At 68.4% G+C, this 14,436-nt stretch carries 11 protein-coding genes; 7 read left to right on the top strand and 4 right to left on the bottom strand.

Annotated elements, in window-relative coordinates:
* Window positions 1–8 precede the first annotated feature (8 nt).
* Window positions 9–1,403 carry a class II 3-deoxy-7-phosphoheptulonate synthase gene (locus AB5T46_RS02365; RefSeq protein WP_370562209.1) on the top strand — a complete coding sequence of 465 codons (1,395 nt, stop codon included), beginning with the start codon at window positions 9–11 and terminating at the stop codon, window positions 1,401–1,403.
* 6 nt (window positions 1,404–1,409) lie between these two features.
* Here the strand turns inward: AB5T46_RS02365 and AB5T46_RS02370 are convergent, their stop codons facing one another.
* The 3 genes from AB5T46_RS02370 to typA form a co-directional block, all read right to left on the bottom strand.
* Window positions 1,410–3,059, bottom strand: a complete 1,650-nt coding sequence (locus tag AB5T46_RS02370; protein ID WP_370562210.1) for an amidase — start codon at window positions 3,057–3,059, stop codon at window positions 1,410–1,412.
* 84 nt (window positions 3,060–3,143) lie between these two features.
* Window positions 3,144–3,713, bottom strand: a complete 570-nt coding sequence (locus tag AB5T46_RS02375; protein WP_370562211.1) for a 2'-5' RNA ligase family protein — start codon at window positions 3,711–3,713, stop codon at window positions 3,144–3,146.
* A gap of 10 nt (window positions 3,714–3,723) precedes the next feature.
* Window positions 3,724–5,568, bottom strand: coding sequence for a translational GTPase TypA (typA, locus tag AB5T46_RS02380; RefSeq protein ID WP_370562212.1), 1,845 nt, complete (start codon window positions 5,566–5,568; stop codon window positions 3,724–3,726).
* A 153-nt stretch (window positions 5,569–5,721) separates the two neighbouring features.
* On the opposite strand from typA, the gene AB5T46_RS02385 reads away from it, so the two are divergent.
* The 5 genes from AB5T46_RS02385 (at window position 5,722) to AB5T46_RS02405 (ending at window position 10,775) form a co-directional block, all read left to right on the top strand.
* On the top strand, window positions 5,722–6,216 hold the full coding sequence (locus tag AB5T46_RS02385; protein ID WP_370562213.1) for a peptidylprolyl isomerase: 495 nt from the start codon (window positions 5,722–5,724) through the stop codon (window positions 6,214–6,216).
* Window positions 6,217–7,194: 978 nt separating this feature from the next.
* A complete protein-coding gene (locus tag AB5T46_RS02390; protein WP_370562214.1) occupies window positions 7,195–8,394 on the top strand; it encodes a pyridoxal phosphate-dependent aminotransferase in 1,200 nt (399 codons plus the stop codon).
* Window positions 8,395–8,409: 15 nt separating this feature from the next.
* On the top strand, window positions 8,410–8,766 hold the full coding sequence (locus AB5T46_RS02395; protein WP_370562215.1) for a glutaredoxin family protein: 357 nt from the start codon (window positions 8,410–8,412) through the stop codon (window positions 8,764–8,766).
* Window positions 8,767–8,809: 43 nt separating this feature from the next.
* Window positions 8,810–9,796, top strand: coding sequence for a malate dehydrogenase (locus tag AB5T46_RS02400; RefSeq protein ID WP_370562216.1), 987 nt, complete (start codon window positions 8,810–8,812; stop codon window positions 9,794–9,796).
* A 49-nt stretch (window positions 9,797–9,845) separates the two neighbouring features.
* A complete protein-coding gene (locus tag AB5T46_RS02405) occupies window positions 9,846–10,775 on the top strand; it encodes a glycosyltransferase (protein WP_370562436.1) in 930 nt (309 codons plus the stop codon).
* Here AB5T46_RS02405 and AB5T46_RS02410 read toward each other — a convergent pair.
* Window positions 10,705–12,123, bottom strand: coding sequence for a hypothetical protein (locus AB5T46_RS02410; RefSeq protein WP_370562217.1), 1,419 nt, complete (start codon window positions 12,121–12,123; stop codon window positions 10,705–10,707). The two genes, AB5T46_RS02405 and AB5T46_RS02410, sit on opposite strands and share 71 nt — an antisense overlap.
* 337 nt (window positions 12,124–12,460) lie before the next feature.
* Between AB5T46_RS02410 and prpE the strand changes: the two genes are divergently transcribed.
* Complete coding sequence (gene prpE, locus AB5T46_RS02415; RefSeq protein WP_370562218.1) at window positions 12,461–14,368, top strand: propionate--CoA ligase; 1,908 nt, start codon at window positions 12,461–12,463, stop codon at window positions 14,366–14,368.
* Window positions 14,369–14,436 lie beyond the last annotated feature (68 nt).

The raw sequence follows: 14,436 nt of genomic DNA on the forward strand, positions 1-14,436 counted from the left end.
ATCCGAACATGCCCCCGTCCGAACGCAACCTCCGTGCCGTGACCCTGTCCGCCGACTGGCGGCCGGACAGCTGGCGCGCGCGTCCGGCGCTGCAGCTGCCGACCTACCCGGATCCGGCCGAGCTGGCGGCGGTGCAGGAGGAACTGCAGGCGCTGCCGCCACTGGTGACGTCCTGGGAAATCCTGGCCCTGAAGCAGCAGATCGCCGAGGCGCAGGACGGCCGGCGCTTTGTGCTGCAGGGCGGCGATTGCGCGGAGAACTTCAGCGACTGCAGTTCGGAACTGATCTCCAACCGGCTCAAGGTGCTGCTGCAGATGAGCCTGGTGCTGGTGCACGGCCTGCACCTGCCGGTGGTGCGGGTGGGGCGCTTTGCCGGGCAGTACGCCAAACCGCGCTCCGCCGATACCGAGACCCGCGACGGCGTGACCCTGCCGAGCTACCGCGGCGACATGGTCAATGCCCCCGCGTTCACCCCCGAGGCGCGCATCCCGGACCCGCGGCGCATGGTCAAGGCGCACGCGCGCTCGGCGATGACCATGAACTTCACCCGTTCATTGATCGACGGCGGCTTCGCCGACCTGCACCATCCCGAGTACTGGAATCTCGGCTGGGTGGGGCACTCGCCGCTGGCGGCCGAGTATCACCGCATGGTCGCCAGCATCGGCGACGCGGTGCGCTTCATGGAGACGCTGTCGGGCACCGAGGTCTACAACCTCAACCGGGTCGATTTCTACACCTCGCACGAGGCGTTGCTGCTGCCGTACGAGGAAGCGCAGACGCGGCAGGTGCCGCGGCAGTGGGGCTGGTTCAACCTGAGCACGCATTTCCCGTGGATCGGCATGCGTACGGCGGCGCTTGACGGTGCGCATACCGAGTACTTCCGCGGCATCCGCAATCCGGTCGCGGTCAAGGTCGGCCCATCGGTGACGCCGGACCAGTTGCTGCGCCTGATCGAGGTGCTCAATCCCGACGACGAGCCCGGACGGCTGAGCTTGATCCATCGCATGGGCGCGTCCGGCATCGCCGAGCGGCTGCCGCCGCTGCTCGAGGCGGTGAAGCGCGAGGGCCGCCGCGTGCTGTGGATCTGCGACCCGATGCACGGCAATACCGAATCGACCAGCAACGGCTTCAAGACCCGCCGCTTCGACAAGATCCGCAGCGAGGTGGAGCAGGCGTTCGAGCTGCATGCGGCCGCCGGCACCCGCCTGGGCGGCGTGCACCTGGAGCTGACGGGTGAGGACGTCACCGAGTGCACCGGCGGCGCCCGCGACCTGACCGACCTCGACCTGACCCGCGCCTACCGCTCGACCGTCGATCCGCGCCTGAACTACGAGCAGGCGCTGGAGATCGCGATGTCGATCGTGCACAAGCAGAACCAGATCGCCGCGCCCGCGGCGACCTGAGCCGGTTCACTTGCCCGCGGCCAGCGGCACCGTGGCAAGGAAGCGCGGTGGCCGGCGTGCCCGGGTCATGCGCTCGAAGGCGTAGGCCAGTTCGATCAGCCGCGGCTCGCTCCAGGCCGGGCCCAGGAAAGTGAGCCCAAGCGGCAGGCCGTGGCTCTCGCCCATCGGCACGGTGATGCTCGGGGTGCCGGCGACCGCGGCGACGCCGTAGCCGGCGCCGGGAAAGTGATCGCCGTTGAGCGGATCGATCGGCCAGGCCGGACCGGTGGTCGGCACCACCAGCGCATCCAGGCGCTGCGCCTGCAGCGTCGCCTCCAGGCCTTCGCTGCGCGCCAGCCGGCGCGCGCGATCGCGCGCGCGCAGGTAGGCGGGATCGTCGAGACCGCCCTTCGCCTCGGCCTGCTCGAACAGCTCCTGGCCGAACCACGGCATTTCCGCCGCGGCGTGTTCGCGGTTGAAGGCGATGAGTGCGGCGAGGTCGCGCAGCGGCGCCCGCCGCGAGACCAGGTAGCGCTCGAGCCCGTGCTTGAACTCGTACAGCAGGACTTCGAGTTCGGCGTCGTCCCAGTCGCCGGCGGTGGCGATTTCGGCGTCGACCACGGTGGCGCCGGCGGCCTGCAGCGCGCGCACCGCGCGCGCGAAGGCGGCATCCACGTCGGGCTGCGCCGCCACGCCGTTCTCCCGCAGCACGCCGATGCGGACACCGTGCAGGCCGTCCGCGCGCAGATGCGATCCGTAGTCGGCCGGCTTGCGGCCGGTGCCGTCGCGCGTGGCCGGGTCGGCATCGTCGGCGCCCGCCAGCACGGTCAGCAGGATGGCGGCATCGGCGACGCTGCGCGCCATCGGGCCCGCGGTGTCCTGGGTGCGCGAGATCGGGATGATGCCGTCGCGGCTCACCAGGCCCACCGTCGGCTTGAGCCCGACCAGGCCGTTGACCGCCGCCGGGCACAGGATGCTGCCGTCGGTCTCGGTGCCGACGCCGACCGCGGCGAGGCTGGCGGCGATCGCGGCGCCGGTGCCGGCGCTGGAGCCGCAGGGGCTGCGGTCGAGCACGTACGGATTGCGGGTCTGCCCGCCACGCGCGCTCCAGCCGGAGCTGGAGCGGCTGGAGCGGAAGTTCGCCCATTCACTGAGATTGGTCTTGCCCAGGATCACCGCGCCGGCTGCGCGCAGCCGCCGCACCAGGAACGCGTCGCTCCCGGGGCGATGGTCCGCCAGTGCCAGCGAACCGGCGGAGTTGACCATCGGCGTGGCGTCGATGTTGTCCTTCAGCAGGATCGGGATGCCGTGCAGTGGGCCGCGGACACGTCCCGCGCCGCGTTCGGCGTCGCGCGCCGCCGCTTCCGCCAGGGCGCGGGGATTGGTCTCGATGACCGCGCGCAGGGTGGGCCCGGCATCGTCGATGGCGGCGATGCGGTCCAGGTAGGCGCGGGTCAGCGTGCGGCTGTCGAGCTCGCCCCGCGCCATGCGCGCCTGCAGTTCTGCGATATCGAGTTCGGCGAAGGCGAAATCCGGCGTGGCGGGTGTCGTCGTGGCGGGCGCACTCGTCGCATCCGCAGCCACCGGGCTCGGCTGCCGTTCGCAACCGGCGGCGAACACGCAACCCAGCAGCAGCCAGGCGACCGGGTGCGACGCGCGGGTCGGGAGGTCGTGCATGGGCGGCGTTCCGTGGGTCCGGCGGGCAGCATGGCGTGCGGCGCGGATTCCCGCAAACGCCCGCGCACCCTGCAACGCCGGGCCTCAGGCGAGCGGGTCGTCAGGTGGTGCCGCTTCCTGCAAAGGCCACCAATGCGGCGTGTCGTAGCCGCCGGGCACGGTATGCGCGACTGCGATGCGCCCCAGGCAGGTCGCGAACGGCAGCGGCGGCAGGCTGCCGGGCCCGGTGTCGAGCGAGGCCGGCAACGTCGCCGTGCGCTGTTCCGGATAGGCCAGGGTGACATGCGGTGCGGCGGCCCCGCGCTCCGGCGCCTCGCCGCATGCCCTGGCCACCGCTTCGATCCCGGCGAACAGGCGCTCCAGCGCCGGATCCGGCGCCGGGCGCGCCACCAGCACGCGCGGCCAGATTTCGATCCGGTCGAAGACGACCTCGATGCGCCGGGTGCGTGAGGCGATGTCGGCGAGCATGGCGTAGAGCGGTCCCGGATCGGGTGGCAGCCCACCGTGGAGGAAGCGCAGCGTCACGTGCAGCTGGCGCCGGTTGCGCCATTTGAGGCGCCCGGCCGGCGGCAGCCGGCCGGCGATCGAGGCGCACAGCGCCGCCAGCGCGTCGAGCGCATCCTCGTCCGGCATCCAGGCGACGAAGACGCTCATGACGCCGGACTCAGGCGGCGCGGCTCGCGCGCTTGCGGTCCATCTCGGTGCGAAACTTCTTGCGCAGGCGAATCTGTCTGGGCGTGACCTCGACCAGCTCGTCGTCGTCGATGAACTCCAGCGCCTGCTCCAGGGACAGCTTGACCGGTGGGATCAGGCCTTCGTCCTGGTCCTTGCCCGAGGCACGGAAGTTGGTCAGCTGCTTGCCGCGCAGGGCGTTGACCGTGAGGTCGTTGTCCTTGGAGTTGATGCCGACGATCTGGCCCTCGTAGATCTCCTCGCCCGGCTCGATGAACAGCCGCCCACGCTCCTGCATCGCGATCTGCGCGTAGGCCGGCGACGGGCCGGTGCCGTTGGAGATCAGCACGCCGTTGATGCGCTGGCCGATCTCGCCGTCGGCGCGTGGACCGTAGTGATCGAACACGTGGAACAGCAGCCCGGTGCCGGCGGTCAGGGTGCGGAACTCGGTCTGGAAGCCGATCAGCCCGCGCGCCGGGATGATGAACTCCAGGCGCACGCGGCCCTTGCCGTCCGGTTCCATGTTCTGCAGCTGCGCCTTGCGCTCGCCCAGGCGACCCATCACGCCGCCCTGGAACTGCTCCTCCATGTCGACGACCAACTGCTCGTAGGGCTCCTGCTTCACGCCGTCGATCTCGCGCACGATCACTTCCGGGCGCGACACCGCCAGCTCGTAGCCTTCGCGGCGCATGGTCTCGATCAGGATCGACAGGTGCAGCTCGCCGCGGCCGGAGACCTTGAACTTGTCGGCATCACTGGTGTCCTCGACCTTCAGCGCGACGTTGTGCTGGGTCTCGCGGGTGAGGCGGTCGCGCAGCTGGCGGCTGGTCAGGAACTTGCCGCCGCTGCGGTCCTTGACCCCGGCGAACGGCGAGTCGTTGACCTGGAAGGTCATCGAGATGGTCGGCTCGTCGACGGTCAGCACCGGCAGCTGCTCGACCGCGTTCGGCGCGCACAGCGTGTCGGAGATGCCGAGGCTCTCGATGCCGCTGAAGGCGATGATGTCGCCGGCCTGCGCCTGCGGCACTTCCACGCGCTCCAGGCCCATGAAGCCGAGCACCTGCAGCACCTTGGCGTTGCGGGTCTTGCCTTCGCGGTCGACCACCGTGACCTGCTGGTTGGTCTTGATCGTGCCGCGCTGGATGCGTCCGATGCCGATGATGCCGACGTAGCTGTTGTAGTCCAGCGAGGTCACGCGCATCTGGAACGGACCGTCGGGGTCGACCGGCGGCGGCGAGACGTGCTGGCAGATCGCCTCGAACAGCGGCGTCATGTCGCCCTCGCGCACGTCCTCGCTCATTCCCGCGTAGCCCTGCAGGCCGGAGGCGTAGACGGTGTGGAAGTCGAGCTGGTCGTCGTTGGCGCCGAGGCGGTCGAACAGGTCGAAGGTCTGGTCCAGCACCCAGCTCGGGCGCGCGCCGGGGCGGTCGACCTTGTTGATCACCACGATCGGCTTGAAGCCCATCGCGAAGGCCTTCTGGGTGACGAAGCGGGTCTGGGGCATCGGCCCGTCCATGGCGTCGACCAGGATCAGCACCGAGTCGACCATCGACAGCACGCGCTCGACCTCGCCGCCGAAATCGGCGTGGCCCGGGGTGTCGACGATGTTGATGCGCCAGGTCTCGCCCTGCGGGTCGGTCCAGCGGATCGCGGTGTTCTTGGACAGGATCGTGATGCCACGCTCCTTTTCCAGGTCGTTGCTGTCCATCACCCGGTCGGGGACGATGGCGCGCTCGTTCAGCGTGCCGGACTGCTTGAGCAGCTGGTCGACGAGGGTGGTCTTGCCGTGGTCGACGTGGGCGACGATGGCGATATTGCGCAGGCGTTCGATGGACATGGGCGAGGCGCGCCGGTGCGGTGATGCAGGGCGCCGAAAGGGCAGTGGAGGAAGCCGGGTATTATAGCGTGTTGCGCTGCCGCAATCCGGCTCCCGGTTGAATCCGGGTGACTGGCCCGCATCTGATTATCTAACTTCCCGTGAGGATCACCCATGCCCCTGAACGCCGTCTTCGATACCGACCGTGGCCAGATCAAGGCCGAGCTGTACGCCGACAAGGCGCCGCTGACCGTGGCCAACTTCGTCAACCTGGCCCGGCGCGGCTTTTACGACGGCCTCGGCTTCCATCGGGTCATTCCCGATTTCATGATCCAGGGCGGCTGCCCGGAGGGGTCCGGCCGCGGCGGCCCGGGCTACAAGTTCGAGGGCGAGACGGGCAACGGGGTCAAGCACGAGCGCGGGGTGCTTTCGATGGCCAATGCCGGCCCGGACACCAACGGCAGCCAGTTCTTCATCACCCACATCAAGACCGACTGGCTGGACGGCAAGCACACCGTGTTCGGCAAGGTCACCGAGGGCCTCGACGTGGTCGATGCGGTGAAGCAGGGCGACGGCATCCGTTCGGTGAAGATCGAGGGCGATGTCGATGCGGCACTGACCGCGAAGGCCGACCGCGTGGCCGAATGGAACAAGATCCTGGCGGCCTGAGCCCCTAGTCGGTCTGGGTCCTCGGCGAAAGCTCAAGAGCGGCTTCGGCTTGCCGTGCGGGGCGTGAGCCGCGCCGCGGGAATTACTCCGCCCTTCGGTCCGGCCATCCATGGCCGGACTCAGGGCCGCTGCACATCCCTGTGCAGCTCTCCGCAATCCCCACGGCACGTCCCCCGCTGCATCCCTCGTTGGCTTCGGTAGGAGGGCCTCCGAGCATCGCGCAAGCGAATGACCGGTGCGGCGCCTGGGTCGGGGTATGCGGATAGCAGGCCATGGATGGCCTGCGGCGGCGAGTCCGCCATGGATGGCGGACCGAGCCGGGGAGCATGCCCCGGCCCGGGCGCCGCTCGTTCCGAAGCCGAAGATCTCTTCCGGAACCGCCATGACAACGGGGCTTGTCTGGTTGCGACGGATGCCTGGTGCGGCTATTCATTGGATGCCGCCCGTAGCGACGGGGCTTGCTTCGTCGCCACGGAAGGATCTGCCTGGCGCGGCCTGCGGCGGCGAGTCCGCCATGGATGGCGGACCGAGCCGGGGAGCATGCCCCGGCCCGGGCGCCGCTCGTTCCGAAGCCGAAGATCTCTTCCGGAACCATCATGACAACGGGGCTTGTCTGGTTGCGACGGCTGCCTGGCGCGGCGATTCACTGGATGCCGCCCGTGGCGACGGGGCTACTTCGTCGCCACGGTAAGATCTGCCTGGCGCGGCCTGCGGCGGCGAGTCCGGCCATGGATGGCTCGACCGAACCTGGAAGCATGTCCCGGGCTAGTCCGGAGCCGAAGATCTTTCTCTGGAATCGCCCAGAGCGACGGTCGTTGCAATGGAAGAAGCCGCAAGTGGGCTATTCGCTCGCACCGCCCCGTGGCGACGGTGTTGGGCATCGGCGCGACGGAAGGATCTGCTTGGCGCATGCTAAAATTCCGCACCGCAGCAGAAGCCGTCTGCCCGCGTCCGTCCGTCTCCGAGAGAGGTTCCGCGATGCCCCAGCTTGCCCGGCGCATTGGTCGCGCCAAGCCCAGCGCCATCATGCAGGTTGCCGAAAAGGCCAAGCGCCTGAAGGCGGAAGGGCGGGACATCATCAGCTTCTCGATCGGCGTACCCAATTTCCTCCCGGGCGAACACGTCTATGCCGCCGCGCGCGAGGCGCTGGACAAGGATTCGGGCCAGTACGGCAGCAACCGCGGCGCCGACGCGCTGCTCGACGCCTTCATCGCGCACATGGCCGAGATCGGCCTGACCGGCTACACCCGCGCCAACTGCGCCACCGGCGTCGGCGCCAAGCACCTGATCTACAACCTTGCCGAGGCGCTGCTGGACGAGGGCGACGGCTTCGCCTTTCCGACGCCGTACTGGACCAGCTACCTCGACGTCGGCGAGATCGTCAACGCCGACATCCAGCTGCTGCCGTGCCCGCCGGAGCGGGACTACAAGCTCACCCCGGCGCAGCTCGACGCCGCGCTGGCGAAGAAGCCGCGGGTGTTCCTGTTCAACAATCCGTCCAACCCGACCGGCATGGTCTACACCAGGGACGAGATCGCGGCCCTGGCGGACGTGATCGTCAAGTATCCCGAGACCTGGATCATCACCGACGACATCTACAACCGGATGGTGTTCGACGGCGTCGGCTACCACAACTTCCTGCACGCGCGTCCCGAGCTGCGCGACCGCGTCATCTTCCTCGACTCGCTGTCCAAGACCTACGGCATGCCCGGCTGGCGCCTGGGCCTGATGGCCGGCCCCGAGGAAGTCGCGCAGGCGGTCACCACGCTCAACTCCAACCACATCACCAACGTGCCGGAAATCGTCGGCGCCGCCGGCGTGGCCGCGCTGTCGGGCCCGCAGGACGTGCCGCAGCAGAAGTGCGCCGAGTTCCAGGCCAAGCGCGACCAGGTGATGGCGGTGCTGGCGGAGATCCCGGGCGTCGTCTGCCCGCGGCCGCAGGGCGCGTTCTACGTGTTTCCCGATGTCAGCGTCGCCTTCGGCAAGTCGCACGGCGGCAAGCCGATCGCCAACGACATCGACCTGTGCAGCGCGCTGCTCGAGGCCAAGGGCGTGGCCTGCGTGCCGGGCTCGGCGTTCGGCGAGCCGCGCGCGCTGCGGATCAGCTACACCTGCCCGACGCCGCAGCTGGCTCCCGGGCTGCAGCGGATCCGGGAATTCTTCGCCGAACTGGCCTGATCGCGGAGCCGGACGATGCGCGCGCTGTGGATCCTGATGCTGCTCGCGCTGATCGGCGCATTCCTGCACTTCCGCGGCGGCGGCGAGCCCGAGCTGCAGCCGGACGACCCGCGCACGACCACCGGCGACGCGCGCATCGTCATGCTCGCCGCCGAGTGGTGCGGCTACTGCCGCAAGCAGCAGAAGGACTTCGAACTGGCCGACGTCCGCTACCGCGTGCTCGACATCGACACGCCCGAAGGCGATCGCGCCATGCGGGCGCTCGGCGCGCGCGGCGTTCCGGTGACCGTGATCGGGCAGCATGTCGTGCGCGGCTACGACACCGCGGCCCTGGACGAAAGACTCAGACCCCTCGGCTATCGCGTGTACTGAGCGCGTTGGCCATGCAATCCCCACGAATCGAGAGGACATCCCCATGAAGACGCCCGTCCGAGTTGCCGTCACCGGCGCCGCCGGCCAGATCGGCTACGCCCTGCTGTTCCGCATCGCCTCCGGCGAGATGCTGGGCAAGGACCAGCCGGTCATCCTGCAGCTCCTGGAGCTGCCGATGGAAAAGGCCCAGGCCGCGCTCAAGGGCGTGATGATGGAACTGGAGGACTGCGCGTTCCCGCTGCTGGCCGGCATGGTCGGCACCGACGATCCGGAGGTCGCGTTCAAGGATGCCGACGTCGCCCTGCTGGTCGGCGCGCGCCCGCGCGGCCCCGGCATGGAGCGCAAGGACCTGCTGCTGGAGAACGCCAAGATCTTCACCGCCCAGGGCGCGGCACTGAACAAGGTCGCCAGCCGCGACGTCAAGGTGCTGGTGGTCGGCAACCCGGCCAACACCAATGCCTACATCGCCATGAAGTCGGCGCCGGACCTGAACCCGCGCAATTTCACCGCGATGCTGCGCCTGGACCACAACCGCGCGTTGAGCCAGCTGGCGACCAGGCTAGGCAAGCCCGTCGGCGGCATCGAGAAGCTGGTGGTGTGGGGCAACCACAGCCCGACCATGTACCCGGACTACCGCTTCGCCACCGCCGACGGCGCCTCCGTCGCCGAGGCGATCGACGACCAGGCCTGGAACGCCGATACCTTCATCCCGACCGTCGGCAAGCGCGGCGCGGCGATCATCGAGGCGCGCGGCCTGTCCTCGGCCGCCTCGGCCGCCAACGCCGCCATCGACCACGTCCGCGACTGGGTGCTCGGCAGCGACGGCAAGTGGGTCACCATGGGCGTGCCGTCCGACGGCAGCTACGGGATTCCCGAGGGTGTGATTTTCGGCGTGCCGGTGACCACTCAAAACGGTGAATACACCCTCGTCAGGGACCTGCCCATCGACGACTTCAGCCAGAAGTACATCGACAAGACCCTGGCCGAGCTGGAAGAGGAGCGCGCCGGCGTCGCTCACCTGCTGGGCTGAGCGGGCGGTCTTCCGGAACGATGCAAGCGTGACTTCTCCCCGCATCGCGGTGCTGGTGCCTTGTTACAACGAGGCGCCGACCGTGGAAAAGGTGGTCGTCGACTTCAGGCGGGCCCTGCCCGGCGCGATCGTGCATGTCTTCGACAACGATTCCGAGGACGAAACCGCCCGGCTTGCGCGCAACGCGGGCGCCCGGGTGCAGGTGGTATCCGCCCGCGGAAAGGGGCACGTCGTGCGGCGCCTGTTCGCCGATGTCGAAGCCGATGTCTATCTGCTGGTCGATGGCGACGACACCTATTCGGCCGGGCACGGGCCGTTGCTGGTTGAACAGGTGATGGCCGGCCACGACATGGTGGTGAGCGTGCGTGAGGCGACCGATACGTCCGCGTACAGGTCGGGACACGCGTTCGGCAACCGGGCGCTGACGGGATTTCTCGCCTGGCTGTTCGGGCGGCCCTGTCGCGACATTCTTTCCGGCTATCGCGCGTTCTCCAGGCGCTTCGTGAAGAGCTTCCCCAGTCAGTCGTCCGGGTTCGAGATCGAAACCGAACTCACCGTGCATGCATTGGAGCTGCACATGCCGGTCGCGGAAGTGACGGCGCCGTACAAGGAGCGGCCCGACGGATCGGCGAGCAAGCTCGACACGTGGCGGGACGGGTTCCGGATACTGCGTACGATGCTGACCCTGTTCGCCAGGGAGCGGCCGGTTGCGTTCTACGGCACGATCGGTGCTGCGTTGCTGGCGTTGGCGGCCGTTCTCTCGGTTCCGCTGCTGATTACTTACGCGCAGACCGGCCTGGTGCCGCGGTTTCCCACCGCGATCCTGACGGCGGCGCTGCTGGTGATGTCCGCGCTGTCCCTGCTGGTCGGGGTGATTCTGGATTCGGTGACGAGAGGGCGCAGGGAGCTCAAGGCGCTGGCCTACCTGCGGTGGCCCGCACCGGCCCGGCCGGAGCCGACGCCCGCCGACGGGCCGTGACCAGACAGGCGATCGCGGCCAGATTGGCGAGCACGAACCACGGGAAGGGATGGATGTAGCGGTACGACACGATATGCGCGAACAGCAGATGGTTCGCGACCAGTCCGAGCGATGCCAGCGCCAGCAGCAGGTACTGATCGCGTCGTGGATGCCGCCAGCACATGAATGACGTTGCCAGCGCGAGCGGCGCAAGGACGAACAGGCACAGGGTCAGCCAGCCCGCCGAGGCGGCGAAATAGGCCCTCGCGGGTGTTTCGGTTTGGTCGATCCCGCGCGCGTCCCACCCCGTCCACGCCAGGATCAGCTGCAGATCGCGTTCGCTGGGTGCGCTCACGCCCTTGTCGTCGAGCATTCTCAGGCGGCTTCTCCTGTCGTCGAAATAGCCGCCGAGGGTTGCGACGTTGATCTTCAGCAGGCCGACCGGATCGCCGAGCATCGCCCGCCGCGTGATCGTGCGGGCGACCAGTTCCGGCTGCTCGCTATGCTTCTCCAGCATCGGCCACAACCCGTCCTTCTCCCAGATGTGATGGCCGCGTTGCCAATGATCGTCGAGGGGCCGCTTCACCTGCTCGAGGATGTCGCCCGAAACGCCGGTTCCCTCGAAGTGCTCCGGGCGGATCAGCGGTGCGACCAGACCGATCCTCATCATGCCCGTGTAGGCGAGATAGCCGGGCGGGTACTTCGTGACGTAGCCGTAGGCGTGGGTGTATGCCAGATGCGTGCCGGCCAGCATCGCCAGCGCCAGGGCGAGGTGCCGCCCCCATTTCGTGCGTTGCTGCGAATGGGGCGCCGGATTCAGGAACAGGTACACCAACGGAATGCTGAGCCCGAGGCCGATCGCCACCGGCAGGAAATTCATGCGAAAGGCAGCCGCGGCCAGCCCTCCCAGGGTGGCCAGGAAGTACCAGCGCAGATTGCCCGTCGCCAGATACCGTGCGAACACCAGGACGGTGGTGACGAAAGCCAGCAGGCCGAGGGTTTCCGCCATGACCATCCGTTCCATGAATACCTGTACGGGCTCCGCCGCCAGCAGCCAGGCGGGGACCGCGCTCCACCAGAATGACGCCCGCAGTGCGTGCCGCAGAAAGGCGAACAATGCCAAGGACGTGAGCAGCGACCAGAGCGCCTGGACGGCGATGACGGCCACCGGGGTATCGAACGGCAGTGCCGTGAAGCGCAGTGTCCACCCGTACAGGAACGACCGCCCCCCGGTGCCCGTCAGCATGGCGGCCGAATGCAGGTAGGTCATGGAATCGCCCATGTAGACGCGAAGCGTATGGTCGATGCACAGCCACGCCAGCTTGATCGCGAACAGGACGATGCCGACGGTGGCGAGTTCGCGGGTCATTGCACGAACGGAAGGCGCATCGTGCGCCGGGTGAATGGAGTCCATGGAATCTCGCGGCAGTTGGGGAAGGCTGCGGGCAAGCAGCTTGCACGATTGTAGAACGTCGCAGCCGACGCCCCGGTCACGCTCGGAGCGGGCGCCCGCCCGGCATGGCACCAGGCCGACGGTCGTGCCCGGATCTGCAGTCGGAGCGACAGCGTCCGGTCCGGGCAGCGCCGCAGTTCCCCCCAGATGCGTGAGGCGGTGCGTCCGCGGCTTCCATGCTTCGACCAAAGTCTGACGGTCCGTGGGGTTGGTCCATCGGTATGCTCCGGTGGTCGCCGCGAGGAGCATCGAGATGGGCTATCGGGAGACCTATCTCCGGTCCATCGAGGATCCGGAGGCGTTCTGGGCCGAGCAGGCGGAAGCCATCCACTGGCACAAGCCGCCGCGGCAGATCCTCGACTACTCGAACCCGCCATTCCGGAAATGGTTCGTGGGCGGCGAGACCAACCTCTGCTACAACGCGGTCGATCGTCATCTGGAGGCGCGCGGCGACCAGCTGGCGCTGGCGGCGATCTCCAGCGAAACCGGGAAGGCCGACGAGCTGACCTACCGCGACCTGTACCGGGAAGTGAACGTGTTCGCCGCGGTGCTGAAGTCGCTCGGCGTCGGTCGCGGCGACCGGGTAGTGATCTACATGCCGAACATGGCCGAGGCGGTGTTTGCGATGCTGGCGTGCGCGCGCATCGGTGCGGTCCACTCGGTGGTGTTCGGCGGGTTCGCGGCGCACAACCTGGCACTGCGCATCGACGATGCCGAGCCGAAGCTGCTGATCGCCGCCGATGCCGGCATGCGCGGCGGCAAGATGATTCCGTACAAGCCGCTGATTGATGCGGCTTGTATGGAAGCGCGGTATGCGCCGCCGCACGTGCTGATGATCGGGCGCGGCCTGGATCCGGGATACGAGTGGGTCGACGGCCGCGACCTGGACTACGCCGAACTGCGCACCGCGCACGCCGGCGCCGAGGTCGAGGTCGAATGGCTGGAGTCGAACGAGCCGAGCTATCTGCTCTACACCTCCGGCACCACCGGCAAGCCCAAGGGCGTGCAGCGCGACGTCGGCGGCTATGCGGTGGCGATGGCGCTGTCGATGTGGGCGATCTACGACGTGCGCGCCGGCCAGGTGATGTTCTCGACCTCCGACGTAGGCTGGGCGGTCGGCCATTCGTACAACGTCTACGGGCCGCTGATCGCCGGCGCGACCTCGATCCTGTACGAAGGCCTGCCCACCAGGCCGGACCCGGGAATCTGGTGGAAGCTGTGCGAGAAGTACGGCGTGCGCACGATGTTCTCCTCGCCGACCGCCATCCGTGTGCTCAAGCAGCAGGACGCGGCCTACCTGAAGCGGCATGACCTGTCGCGGTTGCGTTACCTGTTCCTCGCCGGCGAACCGCTGGACGAGTCGACCGCGCAGTGGATCAGCGACGCGCTCGGCAAGACTGTGATCGACAACTACTGGCAGACCGAGACCGGTTGGCCGGTGCTGGCGCTGATGCCCGGCGTGGAGATGAAGCCGGTGAAGTTCGGTTCGCCGGGATTGCCCATGCCCGGCTACGACCTGCGCGTGATCGAAGAGGCGACCGGCGAGGAAGCGGCCCCCGGACGTAAAGGCGTGCTGGTCATCAAACCCCCTCTGCCGCCGGGCTGCATGAGCACGGTTTGGCGCGACGATGCGCGTTTCCTCGAGAGCTATTTTTCCCATTTCAGCGAACTTCTCTACAGCTCGCTGGACTGGGCGATCCGGGACGAGGACGGCTACACCTTCATCCTCGGCCGTACCGACGACGTGATCAACGTGGCCGGGCACCGGCTCGGCACCCGCGAGATCGAGGAGTCGGTGTCGTCCTGCGCGAGCGTGGCCGAGGTCGCGGTAATCGGGGTGGCGGACGAGATGAAGGGCCAGGTACCGGTGGTGTTCGCGACGCTGCGGGATCCCGTTGCCGGCCAGGCGGCGCGCGATGCCGCCGCCGCCGACATGCTGCGCGCGGTGAGCGGTTCGCTCGGTGCCGTGGCGCGGCCGGCTCGCGTGTACATCGTTGGCGCGCTGCCCAAGACCCGTTCGGGAAAGTTGCTGCGGCGTTCGCTGCAGGCGCTGGCACAGGGCGGCGACCCCGGTGACCTGTCGACGCTCGATGATCCGGGTGCGCTGGAGGAGGTGAGGCGCGCGCTGGCACGGGGACCGGAATCCGGTTCAGGCGGCTAAGGAACCTCTGAACAAGTTCGGAGGTTCCGCAAACCAGGAGGGTTTGCTCGCGACCTTCCCCAACTGCG

Source organism: Luteimonas salinilitoris, from assembly GCF_041300785.1.
Classification (GTDB): Bacteria; Pseudomonadota; Gammaproteobacteria; order Xanthomonadales; family Xanthomonadaceae; genus Luteimonas; species Luteimonas salinilitoris.